Consider the following 25470-nt stretch of genomic DNA (forward strand, 5'->3'; position numbering starts at 1 on the left):
GGATTTCCGCAACTCGCCGGGCGGCGCGGGGGGTCGCCAGCGCTCGCGTGGCGCTGGCGCGACAATAGAGGGTTCGCACGGTGGCCGATGCCCAGCCGGAAGGCACGGGGCCTTTCGCGTGCGAGCGGGAGCGTGGCGTGTCTTATCAAGTCAAGGAAATCTTCTACACCCTGCAGGGCGAGGGCGCCAATGCCGGCCGGCCGGCCGTGTTCTGTCGCTTTGCCGGCTGCAACCTGTGGAGCGGCCGCGAAGCGGACCGGGCGGATGCCGTCTGCCGCTTCTGCGACACCGACTTCGTCGGCACCGACGGCACCCTGGGCGGCAAGTACGCCGACGCGGCACAGCTGGCGGCCACGGTGGCCGGCCAGTGGGGCGGGCAGGGCGGCCAGCGGCTGGTGGTGTTGACCGGCGGCGAGCCGCTGCTGCAGGTGGACGCACCGCTGATCGACGCGCTGCATGCAGCGGGCTTCGAGATCGCGGTCGAGACCAACGGCAGCATCGCAGCGCCCGAGGGGCTGGACTGGATCTGCGTGAGTCCCAAGGCCGGCGCACCGCTCAAGCAGACCCGCGGCCAGGAGCTGAAGGTGGTGGTGCCGCAGCCCGGGCTCGACCTGGACGCGCTGGCCGCGCTCGATTTCCGCCACCACTTCCTGCAGGCGATGGACGGGCCGGCCGTGGCCGACAACACCCGCTGGGCCATCGCCCACTGCCTGCAGGACCCGCGCTGGCGCCTGAGCGTGCAGACGCACAAGGTGCTGAACATCCGTTGAAACCGATGAACTACGAACTGACCCAGCGCTTCTTCTTCGAAGCGGCCCACACGCTGGAGCGCGTGATCGAGACCGAATCGAGCCGCCGCATCCACGGCCACACCTACCTGGCGGAGGTGGCCGTGCGCGGCGAGCCCCAGCCCGACAGCGGCATGGTGATGGACCTGGCCCACCTGCGCGCCGCGATCGCGGTGGTGCGCGACGAGCTGGACCACCGCTTCCTCGACGAGGTGCCCGGCCTGCAGCGCGGCACGCTGGAAGGCCTGTGCACCTACATCGCCATCCGCCTGCGCGAGCAGGTGCCGGCGCTGGCCTGGGTGAAGGTGGGCCGCGAGGCCTCCGGCGACGCCTGCACGCTCACGCTCTGAGCCCTAGCGGGCCGAGGTGGCCGCGGCGCCGAGGTCCAGCTCCAGCACACGGGGCGTCGCCCGCCCGGCGGCGATGCCAAGCCGCGCCAGCGTCACCGGCAGGCGGAAGCGCCGCGGCCCGGCGCTGCCCGGGTTGAGGAAACACAGGCCGTCCTTCATCACCACCCCGGGCCGGTGCGAATGGCCCGACACCACCACCTGCGCGGCCGCTGCCGCCAGCGCGCCCGGAGGCAGCTGTGCCAGGTCATGCAGCAGGTAGATCACCACGCCGCCGAGCGACACCGTCACGGTCTCGGGCAAGGCCGCGGCCCAGCTGCCGTGGTCGTTGTTGCCGCGCACGGCGGTCAGGGGCGCCAGCTCGCGCAGGCGGTCGAGGATGTCCGGCTTGCCGATGTCACCGGCATGCAGCAGGTGGTCGCACCCCTGCAATACCGCCAGTGCCTGCGGCCGCAGCAGGCCGTGGGTGTCGGAGATCACACCCACTTCGAGCACGGAGGGGAAGGCGGACGACGGCATGCGCCGATTCTGCCCGCCGGCTGGCGGCCCAGCCACTGAAGCAAGCACTTCTGATCTGCACGACCCCGCCGCCACGGCGCAGGTATGCCGCATGCTGAGACAGGCAGGAGCTTTCCTGCACGAGGGGCGCCTGCCTGCCGACCTATGCCTGCCTTGCCGCCGCTGGACCGCCTGCTGGTCGTCTCCCCCCACCTGGACGACGGCGTGTTCGCCTGTGGCCAGTTGCTGGCCGCCCACCCCGGCAGCACGGTGCTGACCGTGTTCGCCGGCGCGCCGGCCGATGAGGACATGCGCACCGAGTGGGACCAGCGCTGCGGCTTCCGCAGCAGCCGCGACGCCATCGACACCCGGCGCAAGGAAGACCGCGAGGCGCTGGCCCTGCTGGGTGCGCGGCCGGTCTGGCTCAGCTTCATCGACAGCCAGTACCGGGCCACGCCCACCGCCGAGGACATCGCCGCCGCCCTGATCGCCTGCCTCGAGGCGCTCGCGTCCGAAGCCGTGCTGGTGCCCATGGGCCTGTTCCACTCCGACCACACCCTGGTCCACGAGGCCTGCCTGCAGGCGGTGCACGCACGCCCCGAGCGCTTGTGGCTGGCTTACGAGGATGCGCTCTACCGCCGCATTCCCGGCCTGCTGCAGCAACGGCTGCTGGCGCTCGCGCAGGCCGGCATCTGTGCCACGCCGGCCTTTCCGCCGCACAGCGGACCGCTCACCGACAAGCAGCGTGCCGTGATGGCCTATGCCAGCCAGCTGCGGGCCTTCGGCAAGCACGGCTACAGCGATGTGCTGGCCAGCGAGCACTACTGGCAGCTCGCGCTGCCCGAGGCGAGCCGGCCGCGGCGCCAGCCGCGTCCCGCCCACCGCAGCGCCCGGGCCGGCGCCGCCAAGGAGGCCCCACGTGCCGTCTGATCCCCGCATCAGCCTGGTGGTGCTGACGCACAACCGGGCCGCCACACTTCTGCACACGCTGGCCCAGCTCAGTACGCTGCCCGAGCAGGTGCCCATCATCGTGGTGGACAACGCCTCCGGCGACGACACCGCCACCCAGGTGGCGCGCCACTTCCCCAGCGTGACGCTGGTGCGCTGCCGCAGCAACCTCGGCGCTGCCGGTCGCAATGCCGGCGTGGAGCAGGTCCGCACGCCGTATGTGGCGTTCTGCGACGACGACGTCTGGTGGGCCCCCGGCGCGCTGCGACGGGCCGCCGACCTGCTGGACCGGCACCCGCGGGTGGCTGCCATCGCGGCGCGGGTGCTGGTCGGCCCGCAGCAGCGCGAAGACCCGACCTGCCGGCTGATGGCCGACAGCCCGCTGGATGCATCGGGCCTGCCGGGACCCGGGCTGATCGGCTTCATGGCCGGCACGGTGGCCATGCGCAGCGACGCCTTCCGTGCGGTCGGCGGTTACCAGCCGCGCCTCTTCCTCGGCGGCGAAGAACGCCTGCTGGGCCTGGACCTGGCCAGCCGGGGATGGCAGATGAGCTATGCCGCCGACGTGGTGTGCCACCACCACCCCTCGCCCCAGCGCGATACACCCGGCCGCCGGCGGCTGCTGGCCCGCAACGCGCTGTGGATCGCCTGGCTTCGCCTGCCGTGGTCCAGCCTGCTGCATGAGACACGCCGCGTGGCACGCGAGGCGGCTGCCGCCGGCCTGTTGTTCACCGTGCTGCGCGATGCGGTGCGCGGCTTGCCGTGGATCCTGCGCGAGCGCCGGGTCCTGCCCGCCGAGGTCGAGGCGCAGCGCCGTCGCGTGCTGGGCGGGCCACCGATGCGGCGACCGCCCAAGTCCGTCGCCTGGCGGACCTGAGCGCGGCGCCGGCCCTCCACCGCCCCCGAGAGCAAAGGCAGCCCTGGAGTCCCCCATGCCCCGCACCTCTTCCGCCCCGACCGCCAGACGTCCCGCGGCACGCCGTCCGCCGGCGCCGGTCGACGCCCCCGCCGCCGGCCTGCCGGACGCCGGTCAGCCTCAGGCCCCGGACCGCGCCGACACGCCCTCGCCACAGCCGCCGCAGGTGCGCCTCTACGGCAAGGCGGCGCCGGCACTGCGCGCCGTGGCCGAACAGGCCGCCGCTTGCCGGGAATGCCCGCTCGGCGCCCTCGGCACCCAGACGGTGTGGGGAGAAGGACCGGCACCGGCCCGCCTGATGCTGGTGGGCGAACAGCCGGGCGACCAGGAAGACCGGATCGGCCGGCCCTTCGTGGGACCGGCCGGCAAGCTGCTCGACCGCGCGCTGCAGTCGCTGGGCTGGCCGCGCGATGCGCTGTACGTCACCAATGCGGTGAAGCACTTCAAGTACGAATGGCGCGGCACCCGCCGCCTGCACAAGACGCCGGCCCAGCGGGAAGCGGCCGCCTGCCTGCACTGGCTCGAAAGCGAGATCGAACGGGTGCAGCCATCGGCGCTGATTGCCCTGGGAGCCACCGCTGCCCGCTCCTTGCTACACCGATCGGTGCCAGTGATGGCCGAGCGCGGCCACTGGCTGCAACGCCCGGACGGCCGCCCGGTGCTGGTGACGCTGCATCCATCCGCGCTACTGCGCTTGCGCTCGCCGGAGCGCGAGGCCGCCTTCGCGCAGTGGTTGGACGACCTGCGGCTGGCCGGGGCGCACGTCGCGGCGCCGGCGCAGCGCTGATCCGGCGCCTCGGGCTCTGTCTCCCCCCGAAACGGCGGCTTGCCCGATCGGGCAGCTTCGAGTCTGATATCGGTCCTTGGCGGGAATCCGCAGCCCTGGGCGCGGGGATGGCCTCCAAGCGTCCCGAGCCCCCGGGGCAGCGGGCAGGCGGCAGCACGGGGCATGGAGCGCAGCCAGCGTGCGAGGGGGCTTCGATGAAGGCAAGGGCCCGCACGCCAGCCATGGCGGTGGCCCGGGCCCGCGTCCGCGCGCTGCTCGCGCTTCCAGCCAGGCGCACCGGCTGATCCGCAGGAGGTCGTGCTGCCGGGCGCCTCGCTGGGGGTGGAGCGTGCGCTGCGACGCGAGGCCGATCCACCGGCCGCCGCCGACCCGTCGGTGCCGGCGGTGCCTGCCGATCGCCGGCATCGCCAACGCAGTGCGCTCCTGGGGCTCATTCAACATTCCGCGAGGCGCATCATGCTCCAGGTCCATCCGCTTGACACCCCGCTGCTGCTCGCCGGCGCCCCTCCCGAGGGACCCGGCGACCTGCAGCCCAAAGGCACCCCGCTCTACAACGGCGCCGCCTTCTCCACGGGTGTCGACCGCGACATCGTCTGCGCCGAGCGGGCGGACGCGCAGACGAAGGAGACCATTGAGCAAGACGGGCAGGCGCCGCGGCCTGCCCCTCGCATCGACGCCGCACGCACGGCGCCGGTGGCCCCAGCACCATCCGCCGTCGCGCGACGAGGTGGCCATCGACTGCGGGCGCGGCATGCCGACGAAGCCAGCGTGCCGTTCCCTGTTCGAGGCGTGCTTCGCATGAGCCTGGCGCAGGCCGGCCGGGCCCTCCCGGAAGCCGGCCCGGCATGGCCGATCCCCCGGCGGGCGCGGCTGGATAGCGGGCCAGGCGCAGCCGGGTGCAAGCCATGAAACGGCTCTTGCGCAAGACGCTGTGCCAGGGGCTGGCCCTGGCGGTGGGCATGGCGGTTGGCGCCGTGGGCATCCTGCTGGCGCCGCTGGTGCTCGGGCGGCCGCATGCCATCGTCCACCGGCTGGCGGTCCCGCTGCTGTTGAGCGGCGTCGAGCCCGCGGCGCTGCATCCGATGCTGCCGCGAGGCACCGAGCTTCACCACGACCGGGCCTTCCCGGAGGGCTTCATTCGCTATGTCGTGTATCTCGATGTCGAGGGTGGTGAGCTGCCGCTGCGGCCGAGCACCGAGAAGTTCTGGCTGGCGCCGGAGTCCGCCTTCCCGATCGATGCGGCCAGCCTCGCCTTGCTGGTGCAGGAAGCCGCCTTGTCCAGGGACGACCTGGTGGCGGTCCTGCAATCCGGTACGCTGGCGCCCGCCGACCTTCGCTTGTTGCAACGCTGCCTGCCGGCAACCGGCGCCGAACAGGGCCCCTGCCAATGAACCGGGCCCTCCGCTACCTTCCCGCCTTGTCGCTCGGCCTGGTGCTCGGCGCGGCCGGCATGGCCTGGCATCGGTACGCCAGCGCACCACCAGTGCATGTGCTGGCGGCCCCCCTGGTGGTGAGCAGCGGCTCGGCCCGCAGCCACCTGCCCGCCGGCACTCACCTCTATCTCGACCACCGGGGCAGCGGAGCGTCCACCCGCTTCAAGTTCTACGTCAACGTGGAGGGCATCGCCCTGCAAGAGACGCCGGGCGCCGCCGCAGCCCCGCCCACGCCGCTGCTCGCGCGCCTGCCGGCCTCTGCAGGCGACGCAGCGTCCCCCGCGGCCGACCCACCGCGCCGGGAAGAACTGCGCGCCCTGTTGAGGCAGTATTCGCGATGAGCCCGCCGCCGCGGTGGGTGGCGCCACGTTGCGCGGCCCGGTACCCACCCCTCCCACCGCCCGGCGATCGGCGCCGCCCGTGCCGCCGCGCCACGCCCCCTGGCGGCCCACCGGAGCCGCCGCTTCTGCTTCTTATGACCTTGCCATGAGCACTTCCAGCGACCTGACCCACGCCTGGCGCTTCGCCGCCATCGCCCACCAGGGCCAGACCGTCCCCGGCACCGAGCTGCCTTACCTGCTGCACCTTGCGTTGGTGGTGTCCGAGCTGCAGGAGGCGCTGGCCGCGGAGCCGGGCCTCGACCGCCACCTGGCGCTGTGCACCGCGGTGCTGCACGACACCCTGGAGGACACCCCGGTCACCCATGCCGAGCTGCAGGAGCATTTCGGTGCGTCGATCGCCAACGCCGTGCTGGCCCTGACCAAGGACAAGGCCCTGCCCAAGCCCCGGCGCATGCCCGACAGCCTGCAGCGGATCCGCCAGCAACCGCGCGAGGTCTGGGCGGTGAAGCTGGCCGACCGCTGCGCCAACATGTCGGGCCCGCCCAGCACCTGGTCCAGCGACAAGCGGCTCAGCTATCGGGACGAGGCCTTGCTCATCGCCGATGAACTGGGTCCCGCCTCGGGCTGGCTCAACGCCCGCCTGCGCGACCGCATCGGCCGCTACCCCGTCATGCCCTGAGCCGGCCCTGGGCTCACGAAGCCGGTGACGGCGCTCACCGGGCTGCCCGGCGCCGCAACCGTCCCGGCGGCTGCCAGCGGTCGAGGCAATGCGCCTTCAACGCGGGTCGTCGGCGCCTGGCCCGGCGGGCCACCGGCCGCTGTACGGGCAGGCCCTGGCGGCATGACTTCCGGCACATGCGGGGGGCCGTGGTTTTGCGGCATGCTTGCGCGCGTGTCGCTCCCGCCTGCTCCCGCATGAAAGCCCTTCTTCACCGCGCCCCGCCGCCCATGGCGGTGCTGCGCCTGTCCGGCCTGGCCGTCTGCCTGATCGAGGCGGCCGGCACGCTGCTGCAGGCCAGCGGCCGCGGGATGGCCGTGGTCGACGAGCCGCTGCTCGCCTGCCTGAGCCGCCTGCTGGGGCAGCAGGGCGTCGGGACGCCGGGATATGCCGTGTTGCACCTTCTGCTGCTGGCGCTGTTCGCCGCCTGCTACTGGTCCCTCACGCAGCGGCCGGTGCGGCGCCGGGCCGGCCAGGGGATGGGGCCGCTGCTGGCGCTGAACGGGCTGGCCTTGCTGGCCGCACCGGGGCTGCCGTTCGTGATGACCGCCGTGGCTGCCTGGCAGCTGTTGTCCACCGCCGCGCTGCGTTTTGCGCTGGCGCAGGTGGCCGTGGCCTGGGGGCTGGCCTCGCTGATGCCGGGCGCGCTGCAGCAGGCAGACGCAGCCGCCACCCGGTTGCCGGCCCTGGTCTATGCACTGGGCCAGGGGCTGGGCCTGCTCGCGCTGCATGGCCTGGCCTACGGCTTCGGCCGCATGGCCGCCGACGAGGCCGACAAGCGCCAGCGCCTGCAAGCCGCGCTCGCCGAGCTGGCCAGCCAGGAAAAGCTGCAGGCCGAACAGCTGCGCTTCGCCGAGCGCCTGCAGATGACCCGCGACCTGCACGACGTGATGGGCCACCATCTCTCGGCCCTGACGCTGCAGCTGGAGCTGGCCCGCGAACTCGTCCGCCGCCACGACGCAGCGCGGGCCGCCGCGCCGCTGGAGCAAGCGCATCATGCCGCGCAGCGGCTGCTTGCCGATGTGCGCGACACGGTCTCCCTGATCCGCGAGCATCGCCGCATCGACCTCAGCGATGCGCTGCACGAGCTGGCCAGCCGCATCGAGCATCCTCGCATCACGATGGAGATCGACCCCGCCGCCCGCGACCTGCCGCCGCGGCTGGCGCATGCCGCCCTGCGCTGTGTGCAGGAGGCGGTCACCAATGCCGTGCGGCACGCCGGCGCGGGGCAGGTGCGGGTGTCGGTGCGCTGCCGCGGCGATGAGCTGAGCGTGGTGACCCGCGACGACGGACGCGGCGCGCCGGAATTCCGTCCCGGCAATGGCCTGGCCGGAATGCAGGAGCGAATCGCCGAGCTTGGCGGCCGGCTGCAGGTGGTACGCACCCGCGGCGGCTTTGAAATCGCCTGGGCCTGTCCCCTGGAGACACGATGAACCGCAAGATCCGCGTGGTGCTGGTGGAAGACCAGACCCTGGTGCGCGAGGGCCTCAAGGGCCTGCTCTCACTGGCCGAGGATGTCGAGGTGGTGGCCGACCCGGCCGACGGCCTGGAGGCGCTGCAGGCCATCGCCCGCACCCAGCCCGACCTGGTGCTGTCGGATGTGCGCATGCCGCGGCTCGACGGCATCGCGCTGATCCGCGAGCTGGCCGGCTTGCCCAAGCCGCCGCCGGTGCTGCTGCTGACCACCTTCGACGACCAGCCAGCCTTCGACGAGGCGGTGCATGCCGGTGCCCGCGGCTTCCTGCTGAAGGACATCGGGCTCGACAAGCTGCTGCAGGCGGTGCGTGAAGTGCATGCCGGCGGGCGCGTGCTGCGGCCCGGCCTGACGCTGCGCGTCGAGAAACACCTGGCGGAGCAGGCCCCGCGCGGCTTCGTGCCCTCCGACCGGCCCGACCCACTGTCGGGCAAGGAGCTGCAGATCCTGCGCCTGGTGGCCACCGGCCGCACCAACACCCAGATCGCCGGCCTGCTGGGCAACAGCGAAGGGGTGGTGAAGAACCACTGCTCCGCGGTCTTCTCCAAGCTCGGCGTGCGCGACCGCACCCAGGCCGTGCTGAGGGCGATCGAGCTGGGCTGGATCTGAGCCACGCCCCCTCGCGGGCAGCACGGGAGTGGGCGCCCGTTGTGACGTCGGGGCTGCCGGCGCAGCGCAGCCTCGGCGGGTCGCGGCTGGCGGTGGGCGAGCTCACCGCCAGGGCGGCAGCCTGCGCCGGCGAACTGCGTCACCGGCCCACCTGCCGGGGCGGCTCAGGCGAGCGACTGGGGTTGATCGAGGCTGCGGCGGATCGCCCCGATGTCCGCGGCATGGATGTAGCGGGGAATGTTGCGCCACAGGCTGTGATAGCCATAGCCGCCCTCGATCATCTCCCGCACCGCCTCGGCCTTGCTCCAGCCCTGCTCGACGATGCGGTACATCGCGCTCATCAGCCCGGTGCGGTCGGCGCCATGCTGGCAGTGGATCAGGAAAGGCCCATGGTCGCGCTGGCGCAGGACCCGCAATACCGCCACGACCTGCTCGTCGGTGATGTCCCAGGTGTTGATGCGCTGGCGGGCCTTGCGCAGGCGGGTGTCGGCAGCCTCGTCGTCGTCGCTGTGGAAGGCGCGCAGGTTGATGACGGTGCGCACGCCCAGCTGCTCCAGCGCGACCATGCCGCGGGCGCCGGGTTGTTCGCTGCGGTAGAGGCCGTCATGGATGCGGTGCAGGTTGCGCACGCCGGGCAGCTGCAGCGGCACCGCCCAGGTCGTCGGCCGCGGGCTGGCCGCAGGACCGGCGGCCAGCGCCGGTGGCAGTGGCGCCAGGGCGATCCAGGCCAGGCAGTGGCGGCGGCTTCGGGAATGGGGAGTGGACGGCTTCATCTCAGGCGGCGACGCGGCGGGCGGACAGATCCAGGGACTGGACCACCTGGCCCAGCACTTCCTGCGCGGCCTGCGGCCGCGCAATGCGCCGGGCCTGCTGGCCCATGCGCTGCAGTTGCGCCGGATCGCGCAGCAGGCGATCCAGCTTGTATTCGAAGCTGGCAGTGTCGAGCGCGATCTGCGCTGCACCCGACTCCAGCAGGTAGTCGGCGTTGCGCTCCTCCTGCCCCGGGATGGGCGAGACCAGCAGCATCGGCAGACCCTTGGCCAGGCATTCGGAGGTGGACAGGCCGCCCGGCTTGGTCACCACCAGGTCGGCACAGCTCATCACCCGCTCCACCGTGCGCGTGTAGCCCAGCGGGAACAGCCGCCCCGGATGGCGCGCTGCCAGCTGGCGCAGGCGCTCCAACAGTTCCTCGTTGCGGCCTGCCAGGGCAACCACCTGCAGCTGGTGCGGCAGGGCCAGGGCACGCTCGGCCAGCGTGTCGAGGCTGCCGACCCCGCCGCCGCCAGCCATCATCACCACGGTGAAGCACTTCGGGTCCAGGCCCAGCTCGGCGGCACAGGTGGCACGCTCGAGCGGCTCGGCAAAGCGCGGCATCACCGGGATGCCGGTGACGCTGATGCGCTCGCGCGCCATGCCGCGGTCGGCCAGGCGCCAGGCCACCTCGTCATTGGCGACGAAGTAGCCCTGCAGGCCGGCATGCATCCACAGCCCATGCACGTCGAAGTCGGTCACCTGCACCCACACCGGCGGCGTCGCAATGCCGCGCTTGATGCGCCGCGCCAGCAGCTCGGCGGGCAGGAAATGGGTGCAGACGATGCCATCCGGGGCCCGCCGGGCGATCTCGTCCCACAGCTTGCGGGTGTTGAGCCGCTCGACGCCGCGGCGCAGCTTGTCGAACACCGATCGTTCGCTGCGGCGGTCGGTGCGCTGGTAGAGATAGGCCCACAGCAGCGGCAGGCGCTCCACCAGTTCCAGGTAGGACTCGGCGTAGAGCTTGCGGAAGCTCGACGGGACGTACTCCAGCACGTCGAGGTGGGTGACTTGTATCGGCGATGGGCCGCCGGCGGCCGCTGCTTCGATGGCTTGCGCAGCGCGCACATGGCCGGCGCCGGCCGACACGCTCAGCAGCAACAGGTGGGGGGAAGGCATGGCCCGGAACTCTCGTTTCTTCTTTCACTGGATGCCCCTGGCCATGGCGGCAGGAGCGGGGGAATGCCGCAGCGTTCCAGCATGCCGGGGCGTCGGCAGGACGGGACTGTCGCAGCGTTTCGATCGGGAGCGATAGTGTCTACCTGAACAGGGCTTGCAAGCCTCCCTCGGAAGCGGGGCCGCTTGCGACAGCGCCAGCCTGCCGGCTCAAGCCAGCGCACCACGCCGCCGGGCCTTGAGCCGCTGCAGACCGAAGTGGGTGACGCTCGCGCCGAGCACCGAGGGACCGAACAAGGTCAGTGGCGGAATCATCACCACCGGCACCATCAGCACGCCGAGCACGGCCATCTCGACGCGCGAGCCCTCGATGAGGGCCCGCATTTCTTCATCGCTGGCAATGTCTTCCAGCGCGTCCGGCAGCAGGCCGCGCACATTCAGGTAGTTGAAGAGGAAGAACAGCGCGATGACGTTGAGCACCGGCACCAGCATCAGCGGCAGTGCCAGCAGCAGCACCGTGACCACCGGCCCCACGCTGTTGCGCAGTCCGGCCTTCCACGACCCACCGGGCCAGGATTCGACGGTGGGATAGCGCTTGCGCACGATGCCCTGGATGGTGCCCATGAGGAAGGCATCCACCAGCATGCGTGCGGTGAACAGGTTGAGCAGCACGAAGGCGAGCAGCGCCACCGTGCCGGCCAGGAAGCCAGTCACCGCCGAGCCAGCCAGCCAGGCGGGCCCTGTCGCCGCGCCACCGCCCAGCCACGCCATGCCGCCACCCGCCGCCAGCTGGACGACCCACAGCGAGGCCTCGCCCACCTGCGCGCGCGCGAACCAGAACACCAGGCTCCAGAACAGCAGCACCGCCGCCCAGATGCCCAGCGACTGCAGGATCAGCCGCGGGTGCAGTCCGTCGCGCAGGCCGGCGAGGATGCAGGCCATGGCTTGCGGAAATGCAGAAAAGAACCGGCGGAAGCCGGTGGTGAGCTTGTCCAATTGCGTGCCCCTCTCCGGCGGCGCTGCGCAAGGCCGCGGCCGCGAGCCGTTGCGCCCCCTGGCGCCGGCTGCTGGTGTTCGGTCAGGGAGGCTCGGCCCTGCCGACCGTTTCGAGAGCGGAAGTGTCCCACGCCGGGCAGCCGGCGGCCTCCCACCGAATGGGGGGCGCAGGGGAAGGGCGGAGGAGGGCAAAACGGCCGCCGAGCCGCGGCGGCAGCACGGCGCGCCCGCAGCTCAGGGCAGCGGCCGGTGGTCGTCGGTGCGCAGGCGCAGGAGGTATTCGCCGATCTGTTGTGGGGGGTTTCCCACCTGGCGGATGGCTTCGTGCAGCGCTTCGACACTGACCGACAGCTTTTCGGCCCAGCGACGCACCTCACCCTCGTTCGTGATGTCGATCACCGGCTCGGCGGGCGGGTCTGCCCGGGCAGGCGCAGCAGCGGGCGTCGGCCTCATCTCAGTGCAGCGTGGGAACGCGCGGGAGCAGGCGCACCTCGCCGCAGCCACACGGCAGGGGCGGCTCGCTCAACTCGAAGCTGGTGTACTGGCTGCCACAAGAGACGCATTGCCAGCAGTGGCTCAGCACCTCGCCGGCTGCAATGCTGCTTTCGGAGATCTCGTCTTCCAGTTCCTGCAGCGCTTCGAGAAAATTTTCGCGCTTAAGCAAATAGTGCATGGTGGAACATATTTCGCCACAGCGTCCGCGCAAAAGCAGTAGGCGAAATGCCGACACCCGTTGGGGGGAGACCCGGAGCTTCCGGGATCGCTATTTGCTAGGCGCGGCTGGAGGTATGCTGTCCGGACGGCAGGCTGCCGTCGGCACTGCTCGGTGCCCGCGCGGCCTGCAGTGGCGTGCCGGCAGCGGCCTGCCGGCGATGTGATGAACGAAGGTGGCCCGCGGCCCGCGGCCGGCCCCTGTTAGACGAGCAAGAACGATGCAAGAACGACTCTCGCCCCGCGAGTCCGGGAGCAGCCCCTCGAGCGCGCCCTTCATCTCGACCGGCGTCGCCGAGCTGGACCGGATCCTGGGCGGCGGCATCACGCCGAACCGGCTCTACATGATCGAAGGCATCCCCGGCTCCGGCAAGACCACCCTGGGGCTGCAGTTCCTGCAGGCAGGCGCCCGGATGGGCGAAGCGGTGCTGTACATCACGCTGTCGGAAACCGAGGAAGAAGTCCGCGCCATCGCGGGCTCCCACGGCTGGGACCTGGCAGGCGTCCAGATCCTGCAAGTGGTGCCTGACGAGCAGGCCTTGCTGCCCAGCGAGCAGTACACCGTCTTCCAGCCCGATGAAGTCGAGCTGGGCGAGACCACCAAGTCCATCCTGGCCGAGGTGGAGCGGCGCAAGCCGGCGCGGGTGGTGTTCGATTCGCTGTCGGAGTTGCGCCTGCTGGCCGGCAGCCCGCTGCGCTACCGGCGCCAGATGCTGGGCCTCAAGCAGTTCTTCGCGGGCCGCCAGTGCACCGTGCTGGTTCTGGACGATCGCACCGCCACTGCCGAAGACCCGCAGCTGCAGAGCATCGCTCACGGCATCATCAACCTCGACCAGTGGCATCCATCCTACGGCCGTGAGCGCCGCCGGCTGCGGGTGGTGAAATACCGCGGCACGCCTTTCGTGGGCGGCTATCACGACTTCACCATCCGCCGCGGCGGGCTGGTGGTCTTCCCCCGCCTGGTCGCGTCCGAACACCGCACGCTGGTGGCCGAGGGCACCGTGCGCTGCGGCGTCCCGGGGCTCGACCAGTTGCTCGGCGGTGGCCTGGAGCGGGGCACCAGCACGCTGGTCACGGGGGCCCCCGGCACCGGCAAGTCGACCATCGCCACTGCCTTCGCCGCTGAGGCGGCCAGCCGCGGCGAGCGGGCCGCGCTGTTCCTGTTCGACGAGAGCATTTCCACCCTGCTCAAGCGCATGCGCGGCCTCGGCACCGACTTGCAACCGCTGCTGGACTCAGGCCGCCTCAGCGTGCAGCAGGTCGACCCGGCGGAGATGTCGCCGGGCGAGTTCGTGCACCTGGTGGGCCGCATTGCCCGGGAAGAGCATGCCAGCGTGGTCGTGATCGACAGCCTCAACGGCTACCTGAACGCCATGCCGGACGAGAACTTCCTGAACACGCAGCTGCATGAGCTGCTGACCTACCTCGGGCAATGCGGCACCACCAGCCTGCTGGTGAGCGTGCAGCAGGGCCTGATCGGCACCATGACCAGTCCGGTCGACGCGAGCTACCTGGCCGACACCGTGCTGATGCTGCGTTACTTCGAGGCGCAGGGGCGGGTGCGGCAGGCGGTCTCGGTGCTGAAGAAGCGCAGCGGCGTGCATGAGCGCACGATCCGGGAGTTCCACCTCGATGCCGAAGGCATGCGCCTGAGCGAGCCGCTCACGAACTTCCATGGCGTGCTCACCGGCGTGCCGGTCTACACCGGCCCCGAATCGCCCCTGGTGCAGGAACGCAAGGATTGACAGCGGCGATGGAGCGACGCGTTTTCGTACTGGCCCCCAGCGGCAAGGACGCGCCGCTGATCGAAGCCGCCCTGCAGCGGTCGCGCATCGAAGTCCTGCGCTGTGCCAGCGCGGCCGATGTGGCGATGCAGATGAAGGAAGGCATCGGCGCCCTGGTGGTGGCCGAGGAAGCCTTCAACGACCGCTCCGCGCTGCGCCTGCTGCAACGGCACGTCGAGCGCCAGCCCGCCTGGTCCGACCTGCCCGTGCTGCTGCTGAGCAAGCGGGGGCCGCTCTCCGAGCTGGCGCACACGGCCTTGCAGCAGCTCGGCAACGTTACCGTGCTGCAGCGCCCGACCCAGGTCGCCACGCTGGTGAGCGCCGTCCGCACGGCCTTGCGCACCCGCGATCGGCAGTACGAGAACCGGCAGGCCGACGTGCAGAAGGACATGTTCCTGGCCACGCTGGCCCACGAGCTGCGTAACCCGCTGGCGCCCTTGTCCAATGCCCTGCACCTGCTGCGCAGCGGGCGCATGTCGGAGTCCCAGCAGCAATGGGCCACCGGCGTGATGCAGCGGCAGGTCGGCCAGCTGTCGCGGCTGGTCGACGACCTGCTCGACGTGGCCCGCATCACCCGGGGCAAGATCGCGCTGCAGAAGGAACGCTTCGACCTGCGCGAGGCGGTCAACACCGCCATCGAGACCAGCCTGCCGCAGATCGACGCCATGCAGCATGTGCTGCAGGTGGAGCTGGGCGAGGCGCCGGTCTGGATCGAGGCGGACCGCACCCGCATTGCCCAGTGCGTCTCCAACCTCCTGACCAACGCGGCCAAGTACACCCCGCGTGAAGGCCGCATCTCGCTGACGTTGCTCGCATGCGGCTCGCACGCCGAGATCCATGTGCGCGACAACGGCATCGGCTTTCCGCCGGGCGAGGCGCGCCGGCTGTTCGAAGTGTTCTCGCAGGTCGATGGTGCGGTCGGCCGCTCACAGGGCGGCCTGGGGCTCGGCCTGTCCATCGTCAAGGCGCTGGTGGAGATGCACGGCGGCAGTGTGCAGGCCAGCAGCGAGGGCGAGCACCGCGGGGCCTTGTTCGTCATGCAGCTGCCCACGGCCGAACCGGCCACCGTCATGCCGGCGGCCGGCAGGCCGCAGCGGCTTGCCGGCCCTGCCACCTGCCGGGTGCTGGTGGTCGACGACAACCGCGACAGTGCCGACTCGATGGTGCAGCTGCTCGCCAGCTGCGGCCACGACGCGCGCAGCGCCTACACCGCAGCGCAGGCCCTGGAAGTGATCTCGGACTGGACCCCGCAGCTCGCGCTGCTCGACATCGGCTTGCCGGACATGAGCGGCCACCAGCTGGCCCGCCAGCTGCGCAAGCACCTCGGCAGTCGGGAAGCCCCGGTGCTGGTGGCCCTCACCGGCTGGGGCCAGCCCACCGACATCAGCCGTTCGGCCGAAGCCGGCTTTCACCACCACCTGACCAAACCGGCCGACCTCGACACCCTGTTGACCCTGGTCGAGCAGCTCTGCCCGCGGCCTGTCTGACGAAGGCCCGGCCGTGCACGGCGGCGCGAACGCAGCTCAGCCCTGCGCACCGCCTCCCGTTGGCGCGGGCGGCCCGCCGCGCACGGCCGGGGCGGGCACTGGCGCCTGCCATTCCGGCGCCTTGGCGCGTTGCTGGCCCTTCAGCGACCCCAGCGTGTGCGCATAGACCGAGGTGAATTCCGCGCCCAGCAGGAAGATCTGGGCCGAGTAGTACACCCACACCAGCAGCACCACCAGGGAAGCGGCGGCCCCGAAGCCGGAAGCCACGCCGCTCTTGCCGATGTAGAGGCCGATCAGCGTCTTGCCGATGGTGAACAGCAGCGACGTCACCACCGAGCCGACCAGCACGTCGCGCCAGCGGATGTGCACCCGGGGCATGAACTTGTAGATCATCGCGAATGCAGCCGTGATGAAGGCAAAGCTGAAGGCGAAGTTGAGCGCCGTCGCCAGCAGCTCCCAGGCTCCCATGAGAGGGCCCCACCATTTGCCGAGCGCGGCCAGCGCTGCACTGAACAGCAGCGAGACCAGCAGCAGGAAGCCGAAGCCCAGGATCAGGCCGAACGACAGCACCCGTGCCCGCAGGAAGCCCCACAGCCCGCTGGGCTGGTTGGCTGCAGGCGCGCGCCAGATGCGATCCAGCGCGTTCTGCAGCTCGGCGAACACGGTGGTGGCACCCACCAGCAGGGCACCCAGGCTGCCCAGGGTGGCCAGGGTGCTGGTGACCGGCTTGTTGACGCTTTCCAGCAGGCCCTGGATGGCATGCGCGCCGTCCTCGCCCACCAGCCCGCGCAGCTCGCCCATCAGCTCGCCACGCGCGGCCTCCTGGCCGAACACGAGGCCGGCCACCGAGATGACGATGAGCAGCAGCGGCGCCATCGAGAACACGGTGTAGTAGGCCAGGGCGGCGCCCATGCTGGCCGCGTTATCGTCGATCCAGGCCGAGACGGCCTGCTTGGCGAGGTTCCAGGTGTCGTTGAGGTGCATGGCGAGGCTGGCTGGGAGCGGGCCGGCGGGCCTGCCGGCGACTTGCGAGGGTTTCGGCAAGCCCCATGCCCAATGCATCGACAGCCTGCAGCTCGGGCCGCGCTGGCAGGTGCTCGGGCAGCCGCATGCGCCCCACGAGCCCCACGCGCTGCAGCAGCCGCAGGGTCCACCAGCCGGGATCCCATTCGCCGGGGAACAGGCCAAGGCGGGCCGATCCGGGATAGGCGTGATGGTTGTTGTGCCAGCACTCGCCCATCGTCAGCAGCGAGGTCAGGCGGATGTTGCGACCCTGCACGGCCGCGCCGTCCACCCGGTAGTGCATCCCGCCATGGTTGTGGGCGAAGTAGCCGATCAGCCAGTGGCCGCCGACGCCCGCCGTGATGCGCGCGCACACGCCCCAGCACACGAAGCCCCAGCCGCCCCAGGCCAGGAACAACAGTGCCAGCGGCAGCTGCTGGAGCATCCAGGTGCGCTCCAGCCAGCGGTAGAACGGGTCGTCGGCAAGGCGCGGCTCGATGTGAATCTGGGGTGGGTGCTGCAGTTGCAGCTCGCAGTTGAGCTGCCACCACGCGTCCAGCAGCAGGGGGCGGCCATGGCGCAGATAGGGATGGCAGTCGGGCAGGCGCTGGGCATAGTCGCGCAGCTCGTGCTGGCGCAACAGGCCCAGCGGGCCGGCCAGTCCCACCTGCACGCCCATCCACACCAGCAGCCGTTCCAGCCAGCGAGGGCACTCGAAGCTGTCATGGATGAGCTTGCGATGGCTGCCGAGCGAATGGCCGAGCAGCAGTACCAGCCCGGTCGCCACGACGAACAAGGCCAGGGCCCCCCAGCTGAACCAGGCCCACCCGCCCAGCAAGGCGGCGCCCGCCATGCCCATGAACCAGAGCGACTTGACCGGCGCCCAGCGCACTTCGCCGCGGCACAGGTCAGCCACCGTGGAGGCTTGCACGCGATGGCTGTGCAGCCCGGAAGCGGGAAGCGGGGAGGACATCAGGAATTTCTCCGAAGGCGCCGGCGAGGCAGGCAGGAAGGCAGACGATCGGTCGGTTGGTCGGTCGCACCGCCCGCTGTCACCGCTGATATGTAGTTAATTAACTTATTGGTTAATAGATTAATCGAGCGGGTAGCGGGGCGTCAAGCCACCGGGCTGGGGGATGCAGGGGCGGCGGGGCGGGATTGGAAACGCCCCGTGCGTGGCCGCCAGGCGTGCCACGCGGGGGACGCGGTGGGGCCGCAAGCGCTACAGCAGTGTCACGGCATGGGCGCGCACCACCAGGCTGTCCTGGCGGAAGCGGCGCTCGAGGTCCTTGCGGTAGGCCTTCCACCAGGCACGGTCGAGCGTTTCGGCCATCACTTCATAGACCACCAGATCATCGTGCACGGGCTGGCCGTCGTCTGGCGCCCACACGCCGCGGGCGGGCGCGCGGGTGTACGCGGTGAGGCCACCGAAGCGCTCCACCAGCTCCTGCCTCACCTGGGCAAAAAGCGCCGTCTCGAAACGGTGGCCTTGTTCGTCGCACAGCGGCAGCAGCAACTGCACCAGGTGCATCGTCGGCACTCCTCTCAGGCCAGCATGCGCAGCAGCCAGCGGTTGAGGTCGGCAATCTCTTCCATGCAGACCGAATGCTCCATGTCGTAGTCCTGCCATTCGACCCGATAGCCCAGGGCAGCCAGGGCATCCCGAGTGGCGGTGCCGCGCGCATGCGGCACCACCGGGTCGTGTCGCCCATGGGCTAGGAAGATCGGCAGCTCGGCATTGGCGACATGGCGCTCGGCCGCCGTTTTTTCAGCCAGCGGCAGGTAGCCCGACAGGCCCACCAGCCCGGCGAGGCGTTCGGGATGCCGCAGCCCGGCCATCAACGCCACCGCACAGCCTTGCGAGAAGCCCGCCAGCACGATGCGCGAGGCTGGAATGCCGCGCGCCTGCTCGCGCGCGATCAGCGACTGCACCGTGGTGTGCGATTCACGCAGGCCGCTTTCGTCCTCGCGGCGGACCAGGTCGGTGCCCAGGATGTCGTACCAGGCCGGCATCTGGTAGCCGCCGTTGATGGTGACCGGTCGCACCGGCGCGTGGGGAAACACGAAACGCACCGGGCCGACCGCGGCGAGGTCGAGCTCCTGGGCGATGGGGACGAAATCGCTGCCGTCGGCGCCCAGGCCATGCAGCACGATGATGGCAGCACGGGGGTGGGGGGCGGTTTCGATCTCGATGGCGTCGCGCGACATGGGGGCTCCTGAAGGAAGATGCGCCAGAGGATAGAGTACCCGCATGACCCCAGACACCCTGGCTGCATTGACGCAGCGCCTGCGCGAGTTCGCCGCGATCCGCGAATGGCAGCCCTTTCACTCGCCCAAGAACCTGGCCATGGCGGTGGCCGGCGAGACCGGCGAACTGGTGGCCGAATTCCAGTGGCTGACCGAGGCCGAGAGCCGGGCGCCCGGCCCCGAACGCCTGCTGCGCATCCGCGACGAGGCGGCCGACGTGTTCATCTACCTGCTGCGGCTGGCCGACGGCCTGGGCTTCGACCTGGTAGAGGCTGCCAATGCCAAGATGGATCGCAATGAAGTGCGCTACCCCGCAGAGCAAGTGAAGGGCAGTGCCCGCCGCTCCGACGAGTACTGAGCAGCTCGGCCGGCCATCAGCGTCTGCCGGCCGCAGGGCAGGCGCCGCAGCGGCCTTGCCGCGATCTCACTGTCTCGGCTTGAGCCCCTCGGGCCGCTGCAGCAGCCGGTCGACATAAGCCTTCAGCCGAGGACGCTCGGGCAGGCTGCCACCGCCCCACAGGCGCCGCCAGATGAACATCGAGCCGATCACCACGTCCGCGGCGGTGAACCAGTCGCCGAACAGGTAAGGCCCGTCGCCGAGCTCCTGTTCCACCGCGTCCTGTGTTGCCTCGAAGTTGTTCCAGCCGCGCTGCGGCAGGGTGTCCTGCTTCAGCAGGGCGTCTCCCATGGACGGTTCCAGCTGCGCGGTGGCGAACACCATCAGGGACAGGTAGCGGCCTCGCTCGGGCGTGCCGACCGCGGGCGCCAGGCGGGCCTCTGGGTATTTCTCGGCAAGGTAGAGGCAGATGGCCGGGCATTCGAAGACCCGCACGTCACCATCCACCAGGGCCGGCAGCTTGCCGGCAGGGTTGATCTTCAGGAACTCCGGCGTCTTGTGCTCGCGTTTCTGGAAGTCGATGTGCACCAGCTCGTAGTCGGCCTGGCACTCATCGAGCATCCATTTGGCAATGGTGGCCCGGCTCTGGGGGTTGTAGTAAAGCTTCACTGGCGGCTCCCGGGTGGCGAAGGGTGGGGCGCGAACCGGCAGATGCCGGTTCACTGCCTGCACCACATGATGTCACGCGCCTCCCGCCGCTGCACCGGGCTGGCGGCCGGTGGGCGCCGCCGTGCCGCTGCTTTCAGGGCATCACTGCGTGCGCGCCCACCGGGCACGCCGGACGCGCCATGCCGGAGGGTGGCGCCGCCTTGACGCAGTTGCGGCCCTCCGCCTTGGCGCGGTACATCGCGGTGTCTGCCCGGTGCAGCAGGTGGGACAGCGCCTCCCCGGGTGATTCAAGCAGGGCCACGCCGATGCTCACCGTCAGTGCCAGGCGCCGCTCCTCGTGGTGAAGCTGCAGGGCCGCCACCGTTTCCCGCAGCCGCTCGGCCACCGCCATGGCGGCGGCCAGGTCGGTGTCGGGCAGGACCACCGCAAACTCCTCGCCGCCCAGGCGGCCCAGGCAGTCGCCACTGCGCAGGGCCGGCACGCAGGCCTGGGCGATGGCCTGGATGACACGGTCGCCGGCGAGGTGCCCGCAGCTGTCGTTGATCGCCTTGAAATGATCGATATCGAGCATCAGCAAGGCCAGCGGATGGCCATGGCGGCTGGCGCGGCGGATCTCGGCATGCCCGGTGGCCAGCAGGTGGCTGCGGCTCGCCACGCCAGTGAGCGGATCCCGCGCCGCCTGGTGCTCGAGCCGGGCGATGAGCTCCTCATTGCGCAGTCGCAACTCGGTCGCTTCGGCCGTCGTCTGGTGGATCTTCAGCGCCACCCACAGCATCAAGGTGCTGTAGAACAGCCCCAGCAGCGCCAGCCCCAGGCTGAAGGCGCCGTCGCTGAACAGCGGCGGCAGCAGCAGGGCCACGAAGGGGATGGCCATGTCCATCAACAGCAGGTCGCGGTGCGGATTGCTCATGGCGGCCGTCAGCGAGATCAGCCCCAGGTGGATCAGCATCGTGAAGATCAGGCTGCTGAAATCGGTCGGCACCCAGCCCCAGACGACGACGGACGACCAGACCAGCATGTGGGCCCCATGCGCCATGCCGATGCGGCGCGCCCAGCGCCGCTCCTCGGCCGGCGTCGCATTGGCGGCGCGAAAGCGGTGGTAGCAGGTGATGTAGCCGGCAATCACCGCCAGCTCCACGGCGCCGAAGACCAGCGCCTGCCAGGTGGGCAGCCAGCGCGTGAGCAGCACCGCGGCCATCACCGCAAGCGGTGGCGCCAGGTACTTGTCGGTGAGGTGGTTGTCGACGTAGAGGTGCAGCTGGGCCAGGCGGATGCGGGCGCGACGTTCGACATCAGCCGCTGGCTGTGGCAGCACGGGGATGCCGGGCGGTGCTGGCAGCCCGGCCCTGGCGGCAATCGTTGGATGGTCCGGGAGGCGCACCGTGGTGTAAGGTGGGGAATGCGAGGTGTCAAATTGTGAAGGATCGGCCAGGGGGGTGAAGCTGGCAGGGATGACAGAGCGGGATGCGTCGGTCGGCACGGGTGGCCGCCGGGTCGGCAGCGACTCGCCGTGCACGGGCCAGCGCAGCGGCACGACGGCGGCTCGTGCATCGAATGGCGGCCCGGCAGCGGCGCCTGGCCGTCGGACTGCCACGCCGCCGGCATTTGGAGGTAAGGTGAGCGCCTTCATCGGCCGGCGCTAGCCCGGCCATCCAGCCAGCCCTTCGCGGTACCCACATCGTGAGCTCACTCCAACGCAGAACCTTCCTCGCTGCCGCCCTGCTGGGCGGCGCTGTGCTGACCGCCTGTTCCGAGCGCGATGCGCCGCCGACCGCGGCCGCCACGCCCCCACCCACGGCTGAAGAGGCCTACAAGCTGGCCGCCGGCGCTACCGGCGTGCAGGTGGGGCAAGCGATGGCGGCCAACACGGTCTATGTCTTCTTCGACCCGCAATGCCCTCATTGCGCCACCTTGTGGGCGGAATCCAAGCCCTTGCTCGGGCGGCTCAAGATGGTATGGATCCCGGTGCAATTGCTGGGCGCACAGTCGATGCCGCTGGCAGCAGCCATCCTGTCTGCACCGCAACCCGTCGAGGCGATGGAGCGGCACGAGGCCCAGGTGGCCCAACGGGCCGCACTGTCCGCACCCGCGCCCGACGAGGCGACCCGCGCCAAGGTGGAAGCCAACACCGAGCTGTTCAAGAAACTGGGCGCCGAGAGCGTGCCCATGCTGTACTTCCGCCACGCCACGACCGGCCAGTACGGCTCCCACTCGGGCGCGCTGCCGACCGCACAGTTGCAGCAGCTGGTGGGGGTGTGACGCCGGGGCCGGCACGGCCGGCGCAGGCCCTTGCCGTTGGAGCCGGTCTCGCCCGGCTTTCCGCGGCGCCTGGCACCCGGGCACTGAGGGCAGCGAAGTCGCCCGGCTGCCCGGCTGCCCGGCTGCCCGGCTGCCCGGCTGCCCGGCTGCCCGGCGAACGGCGAACGGCGAACGGCCAGAGGCCTGAAGCGGCCAGCGGGGCAGGTCGGCCCTTGAAGCAGGGCTTCAGTGCCTGGCAATTCGGTGCCTGGCAAGCATGCGCGCGGCTCGACGACCGCGGCCTTCCTTCACCCGTCAAACGCAGCACGTCCGCGTCCGTACCCGGACTCGACCCCGGGCCACCCCGGCCTGCGTGTCAGCCGCCCGGCCACCGGCACAGGAACATCCGGGGACGCGCAGGACGCGCTGCCCGGCAGGACGCCGCGCGACAACGGTCGGCTGTGCCCCGGAAGCGGGTGGCTGCCTTGTCGCCCCCAAGCTCGATACCAGCCGCAACAGCGACACCGGGCGGGTGTATTCGTGCACCACAAGCGGCCCTTGAGCGACCAGGCCGCCCTGGCCGCCACGTGCGGCCAGGACGCCGAACCGTCCCATGCGAACGCCGGTGTCGCACCCGGCGGCGGCCTCACACGTCGATGTTCGCCGCCCTCAACGCATTGCTCTCGATGAACACCCGGCGCGGCTCCACCTCGTCGCCCATCAGCATCGTGAAGACCCGGTCTGCCTCGATGGCATCCTCGATCTGCACGCGCAGCAGGCGGCGCACGTTCGGATCCATCGTGGTTTCCCACAGCTGCTCCGGGTTCATCTCGCCCAGGCCCTTGTAGCGCTGGCGGCCCACGCTGTTCTCGGCCTGGCCCATCAGCCACTGCATCGCTTCACGGAAGTCGCGGACCTTCTGTTCCTTCTGCTTCTCGCCTTCGCCCTTCTTGATGACCGCGTCCTCGCCCAGCAGGCCCTTGAAGGTCTTGCCGGCCGTGCTCAGCACCTCGTAGTCGGCCCCATGCACGAAGTCGGCGTTGATCACGCTGCTCTTGATGTTGCCGTGGTGCTTGCGGCTGATGCGCAGCACCCACTTGTCGAGCCGCGCGTCCAGCTCGGCCGCCACCTCGGCGCCGTGCAGCGCGCCCTTGAGCGCCACCGCGGAGGCCTCGGCCTGCTCCGGCGTGTCGAGGTTGATCTCGGTGCCGCTGGCCAGCACGCGCAGGGCTTCGGCATCCATCCAGTTGCCCAGGCGGGCGATGACGTTCTCGGCCAGCACGTACTTGCGCGCCAGCGATTCGAACGCCTCGCCCTTCAGCACGGTGCCGTTGACCCCGGTGTGCAGCTCGGCATCGGTCAGCGCCACGCGCAGCATGAAGCCGTCCAGCTCGTGGGCGTCCTTCAGGTACTGCTCGTGCTTGCCCTGCTTCACCTTGTAGAGCGGCGGCTGCGCGATGTAGATGTGGCCACGCTCCACCAGTTCCGGCATCTGGCGGTAGAAGAAGGTCAGCAGCAGCGTGCGGATGTGGGCGCCGTCGACGTCCGCATCGGTCATGATGATGATGCGGTGGTAGCGCAGCTTGTCCGGGTTGAAGTCGTCACTGCCATTGCCCGCGCCGGTCTTGCCGATGCCGGTGCCCAGAGCGGTGATCAGCGTCAGGATCTCGTTGCTGCTCAGCAGCTTCTCGTAGCGCGCCTTCTCGACGTTCAGGATCTTGCCGCGCAGCGGCAGGATCGCCTGGAACTTGCGGTCGCGCCCTTGCTTGGCGGAGCCGCCGGCCGAGTCGCCCTCGACGATGTAGATCTCGCAGAGCGCCGGATCCTTCTCCTGGCAGTCAGCCAGCTTGCCGGGCAGGCCCAGGCCGTCGAGCACCCCCTTGCGGCGGGTCATCTCGCGGGCCTTGCGGGCGGCCTCGCGGGCACGGGCGGCCTCGACGATCTTGCCGCAGATGATCTTTGCGTCGGTCGGGTTCTCCAGCAGCCAGTCGTTCAGCAGGCGGCTCACGATGTCTTCCACCGGGGCGCGCACCTCGCTGGACACCAGCTTGTCCTTGGTCTGGCTGCTGAACTTGGGCTCGGGCACCTTCACGCTCACCACGCAAGCCAGGCCTTCGCGCATGTCGTCGCCGCTGACTTCGACCTTGGCCTTCTTGGCCAGTTCGTTGTCCTCGATGTACTTGTTGATGACCCGCGTCATCGCCGCCCGCAAGCCGGTCAGGTGGGTGCCGCCGTCACGCTGGGGGATGTTGTTGGTGAAGCACAGCACGTTCTCGCTGTAGCCGTCGTTCCACTGCATCGCCACTTCGACGCCGACATTGGTGTTCTGCTCGCTCACCTTGTCGCCCTGGGCATGGAAGACGTTCGGGTGCAGGATCTTCTTGCCCTGGTTGATGAAGTCGACAAACCCTTTCACGCCTCCGGCAAAAGCGAAGTTGTCTTCCTTCGCGTTGCGCTCGTCGACCAGGCGGATCTTCACGCCGTTGTTCAGGAAGCTCAGCTCGCGCAGGCGCTTGGCCAGCACGTCGTAGTGGAAGTCGACGTTGGTGAAGATCTCGTCGTCGGGCAGGAAGTGCACCTCCGTGCCGCGCTTCTCGGTCTCGCCGATGATCTTCATCGGGCTGACCTCGAAGCCGTCGCGCTGCTCCAGCACTCGGTCTTGCGGCACGCCCTTGCGGAACTCGATGAAGTGCACCTTGCCTTCGCGGCGCACCGTCAGGCGCAGCCACTTGCTCAGCGCGTTCACGCAGCTCACGCCCACGCCGTGCAGGCCACCCGACACCTTGTAGCTGTTCTGGTTGAACTTGCCGCCCGCGTGCAGCTCGGTCAGTGCGATCTCGGCCGCGCTGCGCTTGGGCTCGTGCTTGTCGTCCATCTTCACGCCGGTGGGGATGCCACGGCCGTTGTCGATGACGCTGATCGAGTTGTCGGTATGGATGGTGACGACGATGTCGTCGCAATGGCCTGCCAGTGCTTCGTCGATCGAGTTGTCGACCACCTCGAAGACCAGATGGTGCAGGCCGGTACCGTCGGAGGTGTCACCGATGTACATGCCCGGCCGTTTGCGCACGGCCTCCAGGCCCTCGAGGATCTGGATGCTGCCTTCGCCGTAACCGGTGTCGGCCGGGGCAGGGGCTGCCGTTTGCAGGGGGTGGTCGTTGGCTTGATCGCTCATGAGGGACTCGATTCTATCGGGCGGAGCCAGGCGCTTCGG

At 70.3% G+C, this 25470-nt stretch carries 28 protein-coding genes; 15 read left to right on the forward strand and 13 right to left on the reverse strand.

Going from position 1 to position 25470, the window contains the following annotated elements; genetic code table 11:
• The first annotated feature begins 137 nt into the window (after positions 1-137).
• Positions 138-770, forward strand: a complete 633-nt coding sequence (gene queE, locus N7L95_RS15315) for a 7-carboxy-7-deazaguanine synthase (RefSeq protein WP_301256112.1) — start codon at positions 138-140, stop codon at positions 768-770.
• A gap of 5 nt (positions 771-775) precedes the next feature.
• A complete protein-coding gene (locus N7L95_RS15320; RefSeq protein ID WP_301256113.1) occupies positions 776-1138 on the forward strand; it encodes a 6-pyruvoyl trahydropterin synthase family protein in 363 nt (120 codons plus the stop codon).
• Positions 1139-1141: 3 nt separating this feature from the next.
• On the opposite strand, the gene N7L95_RS15325 is transcribed toward N7L95_RS15320, so the two are convergent.
• Positions 1142-1654, reverse strand: coding sequence for a metallophosphoesterase family protein (locus N7L95_RS15325; protein ID WP_301256114.1), 513 nt, complete (start codon positions 1652-1654; stop codon positions 1142-1144).
• Positions 1655-1798: 144 nt separating this feature from the next.
• Between N7L95_RS15325 and N7L95_RS15330 the strand changes: the two genes are divergently transcribed.
• The 9 genes from N7L95_RS15330 to N7L95_RS15370 all read left to right on the forward strand — a co-directional run bounded on the left by N7L95_RS15330 (position 1799) and on the right by N7L95_RS15370 (position 8859).
• Positions 1799-2563, forward strand: a complete 765-nt coding sequence (locus tag N7L95_RS15330; protein ID WP_301256115.1) for a PIG-L deacetylase family protein — start codon at positions 1799-1801, stop codon at positions 2561-2563.
• The gene (locus N7L95_RS15335) at positions 2553-3458 is read left to right on the forward strand and encodes a glycosyltransferase family 2 protein (RefSeq protein WP_301256116.1); all 906 of its coding nucleotides are present in this window, start codon (positions 2553-2555) and stop codon (positions 3456-3458) included. Before N7L95_RS15330 ends, N7L95_RS15335 begins: the two co-directional genes overlap by 11 nt.
• A 55-nt stretch (positions 3459-3513) precedes the next feature.
• Positions 3514-4284, forward strand: coding sequence for a UdgX family uracil-DNA binding protein (locus N7L95_RS15340; RefSeq protein ID WP_301256117.1), 771 nt, complete (start codon positions 3514-3516; stop codon positions 4282-4284).
• Positions 4285-4581: 297 nt separating this feature from the next.
• Positions 4582-5193 (forward strand): hypothetical protein, encoded by a 612-nt coding sequence (locus tag N7L95_RS15345; RefSeq protein WP_301256118.1) that lies wholly within the window; start codon positions 4582-4584, stop codon positions 5191-5193.
• Complete coding sequence (locus N7L95_RS15350) at positions 5190-5675, forward strand: hypothetical protein (RefSeq protein ID WP_301256119.1); 486 nt, start codon at positions 5190-5192, stop codon at positions 5673-5675. The genes N7L95_RS15345 and N7L95_RS15350 overlap by 4 nt, the downstream gene beginning before the upstream one ends.
• Positions 5672-6058 carry a hypothetical protein gene (locus N7L95_RS15355; RefSeq protein WP_301256120.1) on the forward strand — a complete coding sequence of 129 codons (387 nt, stop codon included), beginning with the start codon at positions 5672-5674 and terminating at the stop codon, positions 6056-6058. Before N7L95_RS15350 ends, N7L95_RS15355 begins: the two co-directional genes overlap by 4 nt.
• Before the next feature lie 145 nt (positions 6059-6203).
• Positions 6204-6737 carry an HD domain-containing protein gene (locus N7L95_RS15360; RefSeq protein ID WP_301256121.1) on the forward strand — a complete coding sequence of 178 codons (534 nt, stop codon included), beginning with the start codon at positions 6204-6206 and terminating at the stop codon, positions 6735-6737.
• 236 nt (positions 6738-6973) lie between these two features.
• Positions 6974-8209 (forward strand): sensor histidine kinase, encoded by a 1236-nt coding sequence (locus N7L95_RS15365; protein ID WP_301256122.1) that lies wholly within the window; start codon positions 6974-6976, stop codon positions 8207-8209.
• Positions 8206-8859, forward strand: coding sequence for a response regulator transcription factor (locus tag N7L95_RS15370; protein WP_301256123.1), 654 nt, complete (start codon positions 8206-8208; stop codon positions 8857-8859). The genes N7L95_RS15365 and N7L95_RS15370 overlap by 4 nt, the downstream gene beginning before the upstream one ends.
• A 164-nt stretch (positions 8860-9023) precedes the next feature.
• Here N7L95_RS15370 and N7L95_RS15375 read toward each other — a convergent pair whose 3' ends face one another.
• The 5 genes from N7L95_RS15375 to N7L95_RS15395 form a co-directional block, all read right to left on the reverse strand.
• Positions 9024-9632, reverse strand: a complete 609-nt coding sequence (locus N7L95_RS15375; protein WP_301256124.1) for a fused DSP-PTPase phosphatase/NAD kinase-like protein — start codon at positions 9630-9632, stop codon at positions 9024-9026.
• A 1-nt stretch (position 9633) separates the two neighbouring features.
• Positions 9634-10788: an MGDG synthase family glycosyltransferase gene (locus N7L95_RS15380; RefSeq protein WP_301256125.1), complete on the reverse strand. Its 1155-nt coding sequence runs from the start codon at positions 10786-10788 to the stop codon at positions 9634-9636.
• A 207-nt stretch (positions 10789-10995) separates the two neighbouring features.
• Positions 10996-11781 (reverse strand): EI24 domain-containing protein, encoded by a 786-nt coding sequence (locus tag N7L95_RS15385; protein WP_301256126.1) that lies wholly within the window; start codon positions 11779-11781, stop codon positions 10996-10998.
• Positions 11782-12015: 234 nt separating this feature from the next.
• Positions 12016-12180 carry a DUF3606 domain-containing protein gene (locus N7L95_RS15390; protein WP_301256127.1) on the reverse strand — a complete coding sequence of 55 codons (165 nt, stop codon included), beginning with the start codon at positions 12178-12180 and terminating at the stop codon, positions 12016-12018.
• 55 nt (positions 12181-12235) lie between these two features.
• Complete coding sequence (locus tag N7L95_RS15395; protein ID WP_301256128.1) at positions 12236-12454, reverse strand: hypothetical protein; 219 nt, start codon at positions 12452-12454, stop codon at positions 12236-12238.
• Positions 12455-12713: 259 nt separating this feature from the next.
• Between N7L95_RS15395 and N7L95_RS15400 the strand changes: the two genes are divergently transcribed.
• Positions 12714-14237, forward strand: coding sequence for an ATPase domain-containing protein (locus N7L95_RS15400; protein WP_301256129.1), 1524 nt, complete (start codon positions 12714-12716; stop codon positions 14235-14237).
• Positions 14238-14245: 8 nt separating this feature from the next.
• Entirely contained in the window at positions 14246-15763 is a 1518-nt protein-coding gene (locus N7L95_RS15405) for an ATP-binding response regulator (RefSeq protein WP_301256130.1), read from the forward strand.
• Between the two features lie 36 nt (positions 15764-15799).
• Here the strand turns inward: N7L95_RS15405 and N7L95_RS15410 are convergent, their stop codons facing one another.
• The 4 genes from N7L95_RS15410 to N7L95_RS15425 form a co-directional block, all read right to left on the reverse strand.
• Positions 15800-16747 carry a YihY/virulence factor BrkB family protein gene (locus N7L95_RS15410; protein ID WP_301256131.1) on the reverse strand — a complete coding sequence of 316 codons (948 nt, stop codon included), beginning with the start codon at positions 16745-16747 and terminating at the stop codon, positions 15800-15802.
• The gene (locus tag N7L95_RS15415; RefSeq protein WP_301256132.1) at positions 16686-17738 is read right to left on the reverse strand and encodes an acyl-CoA desaturase; all 1053 of its coding nucleotides are present in this window, start codon (positions 17736-17738) and stop codon (positions 16686-16688) included. The genes N7L95_RS15410 and N7L95_RS15415 overlap by 62 nt, the downstream gene beginning before the upstream one ends.
• 249 nt (positions 17739-17987) lie before the next feature.
• Positions 17988-18296 (reverse strand): hypothetical protein, encoded by a 309-nt coding sequence (locus N7L95_RS15420; RefSeq protein WP_301256133.1) that lies wholly within the window; start codon positions 18294-18296, stop codon positions 17988-17990.
• Positions 18297-18310: 14 nt separating this feature from the next.
• Positions 18311-18973 carry an alpha/beta hydrolase gene (locus N7L95_RS15425; protein ID WP_301256134.1) on the reverse strand — a complete coding sequence of 221 codons (663 nt, stop codon included), beginning with the start codon at positions 18971-18973 and terminating at the stop codon, positions 18311-18313.
• A 43-nt stretch (positions 18974-19016) separates the two neighbouring features.
• Here N7L95_RS15425 and N7L95_RS15430 point away from each other — a divergent pair, with 43 nt between their 5' ends.
• Positions 19017-19370, forward strand: coding sequence for a nucleotide pyrophosphohydrolase (locus N7L95_RS15430; RefSeq protein ID WP_301256135.1), 354 nt, complete (start codon positions 19017-19019; stop codon positions 19368-19370).
• Positions 19371-19436: 66 nt separating this feature from the next.
• Here N7L95_RS15430 and N7L95_RS15435 read toward each other — a convergent pair whose 3' ends face one another.
• Positions 19437-20018, reverse strand: coding sequence for a glutathione S-transferase family protein (locus tag N7L95_RS15435; protein ID WP_301256136.1), 582 nt, complete (start codon positions 20016-20018; stop codon positions 19437-19439).
• Positions 20019-20151: 133 nt separating this feature from the next.
• Positions 20152-21552 (reverse strand): GGDEF domain-containing protein, encoded by a 1401-nt coding sequence (locus N7L95_RS15440; protein ID WP_301256137.1) that lies wholly within the window; start codon positions 21550-21552, stop codon positions 20152-20154.
• Between the two features lie 146 nt (positions 21553-21698).
• Between N7L95_RS15440 and N7L95_RS15445 the strand changes: the two genes are divergently transcribed.
• Complete coding sequence (locus N7L95_RS15445) at positions 21699-22277, forward strand: thioredoxin domain-containing protein (protein WP_301256138.1); 579 nt, start codon at positions 21699-21701, stop codon at positions 22275-22277.
• Between the two features lie 625 nt (positions 22278-22902).
• On the opposite strand, the gene gyrB is transcribed toward N7L95_RS15445, so the two are convergent.
• On the reverse strand, positions 22903-25431 hold the full coding sequence (gene gyrB / locus N7L95_RS15450) for a DNA topoisomerase (ATP-hydrolyzing) subunit B (protein ID WP_301256139.1): 2529 nt from the start codon (positions 25429-25431) through the stop codon (positions 22903-22905).
• Between the last annotated feature and the right edge of the window lie 39 nt (positions 25432-25470).

Origin of the sequence: Eleftheria terrae (assembly GCF_030419005.1) — a bacterium.
GTDB classification, from domain to species: domain Bacteria; phylum Pseudomonadota; class Gammaproteobacteria; order Burkholderiales; family Burkholderiaceae_C; genus Caldimonas; species Caldimonas terrae.

Coding starts and splice junctions, on each gene's coding strand:
- N7L95_RS15320 (WP_301256113.1), top strand. CDS start 776: ATGAACTACGAACTGACCCAGCGCTTCTTCTTCGAAGCGGCCCACACG.
- N7L95_RS15325 (WP_301256114.1), bottom strand. CDS start 1,654: ATGCCGTCGTCCGCCTTCCCCTCCGTGCTCGAAGTGGGTGTGATCTCC.
- N7L95_RS15330 (WP_301256115.1), top strand. CDS start 1,799: ATGCCTGCCTTGCCGCCGCTGGACCGCCTGCTGGTCGTCTCCCCCCAC.
- N7L95_RS15340 (WP_301256117.1), top strand. CDS start 3,514: ATGCCCCGCACCTCTTCCGCCCCGACCGCCAGACGTCCCGCGGCACGC.
- N7L95_RS15350 (WP_301256119.1), top strand. CDS start 5,190: ATGAAACGGCTCTTGCGCAAGACGCTGTGCCAGGGGCTGGCCCTGGCG.
- N7L95_RS15355 (WP_301256120.1), top strand. CDS start 5,672: ATGAACCGGGCCCTCCGCTACCTTCCCGCCTTGTCGCTCGGCCTGGTG.
- N7L95_RS15360 (WP_301256121.1), top strand. CDS start 6,204: ATGAGCACTTCCAGCGACCTGACCCACGCCTGGCGCTTCGCCGCCATC.
- N7L95_RS15365 (WP_301256122.1), top strand. CDS start 6,974: ATGAAAGCCCTTCTTCACCGCGCCCCGCCGCCCATGGCGGTGCTGCGC.
- N7L95_RS15370 (WP_301256123.1), top strand. CDS start 8,206: ATGAACCGCAAGATCCGCGTGGTGCTGGTGGAAGACCAGACCCTGGTG.
- N7L95_RS15375 (WP_301256124.1), bottom strand. CDS start 9,632: ATGAAGCCGTCCACTCCCCATTCCCGAAGCCGCCGCCACTGCCTGGCC.
- N7L95_RS15380 (WP_301256125.1), bottom strand. CDS start 10,788: ATGCCTTCCCCCCACCTGTTGCTGCTGAGCGTGTCGGCCGGCGCCGGC.
- N7L95_RS15395 (WP_301256128.1), bottom strand. CDS start 12,454: ATGCACTATTTGCTTAAGCGCGAAAATTTTCTCGAAGCGCTGCAGGAA.
- N7L95_RS15400 (WP_301256129.1), top strand. CDS start 12,714: ATGCAAGAACGACTCTCGCCCCGCGAGTCCGGGAGCAGCCCCTCGAGC.
- N7L95_RS15405 (WP_301256130.1), top strand. CDS start 14,246: ATGGAGCGACGCGTTTTCGTACTGGCCCCCAGCGGCAAGGACGCGCCG.
- N7L95_RS15410 (WP_301256131.1), bottom strand. CDS start 16,747: ATGCACCTCAACGACACCTGGAACCTCGCCAAGCAGGCCGTCTCGGCC.
- N7L95_RS15415 (WP_301256132.1), bottom strand. CDS start 17,738: ATGTCCTCCCCGCTTCCCGCTTCCGGGCTGCACAGCCATCGCGTGCAA.
- N7L95_RS15420 (WP_301256133.1), bottom strand. CDS start 18,296: ATGCACCTGGTGCAGTTGCTGCTGCCGCTGTGCGACGAACAAGGCCAC.
- N7L95_RS15425 (WP_301256134.1), bottom strand. CDS start 18,973: ATGTCGCGCGACGCCATCGAGATCGAAACCGCCCCCCACCCCCGTGCT.
- N7L95_RS15430 (WP_301256135.1), top strand. CDS start 19,017: ATGACCCCAGACACCCTGGCTGCATTGACGCAGCGCCTGCGCGAGTTC.
- gyrB (WP_301256139.1), bottom strand. CDS start 25,431: ATGAGCGATCAAGCCAACGACCACCCCCTGCAAACGGCAGCCCCTGCC.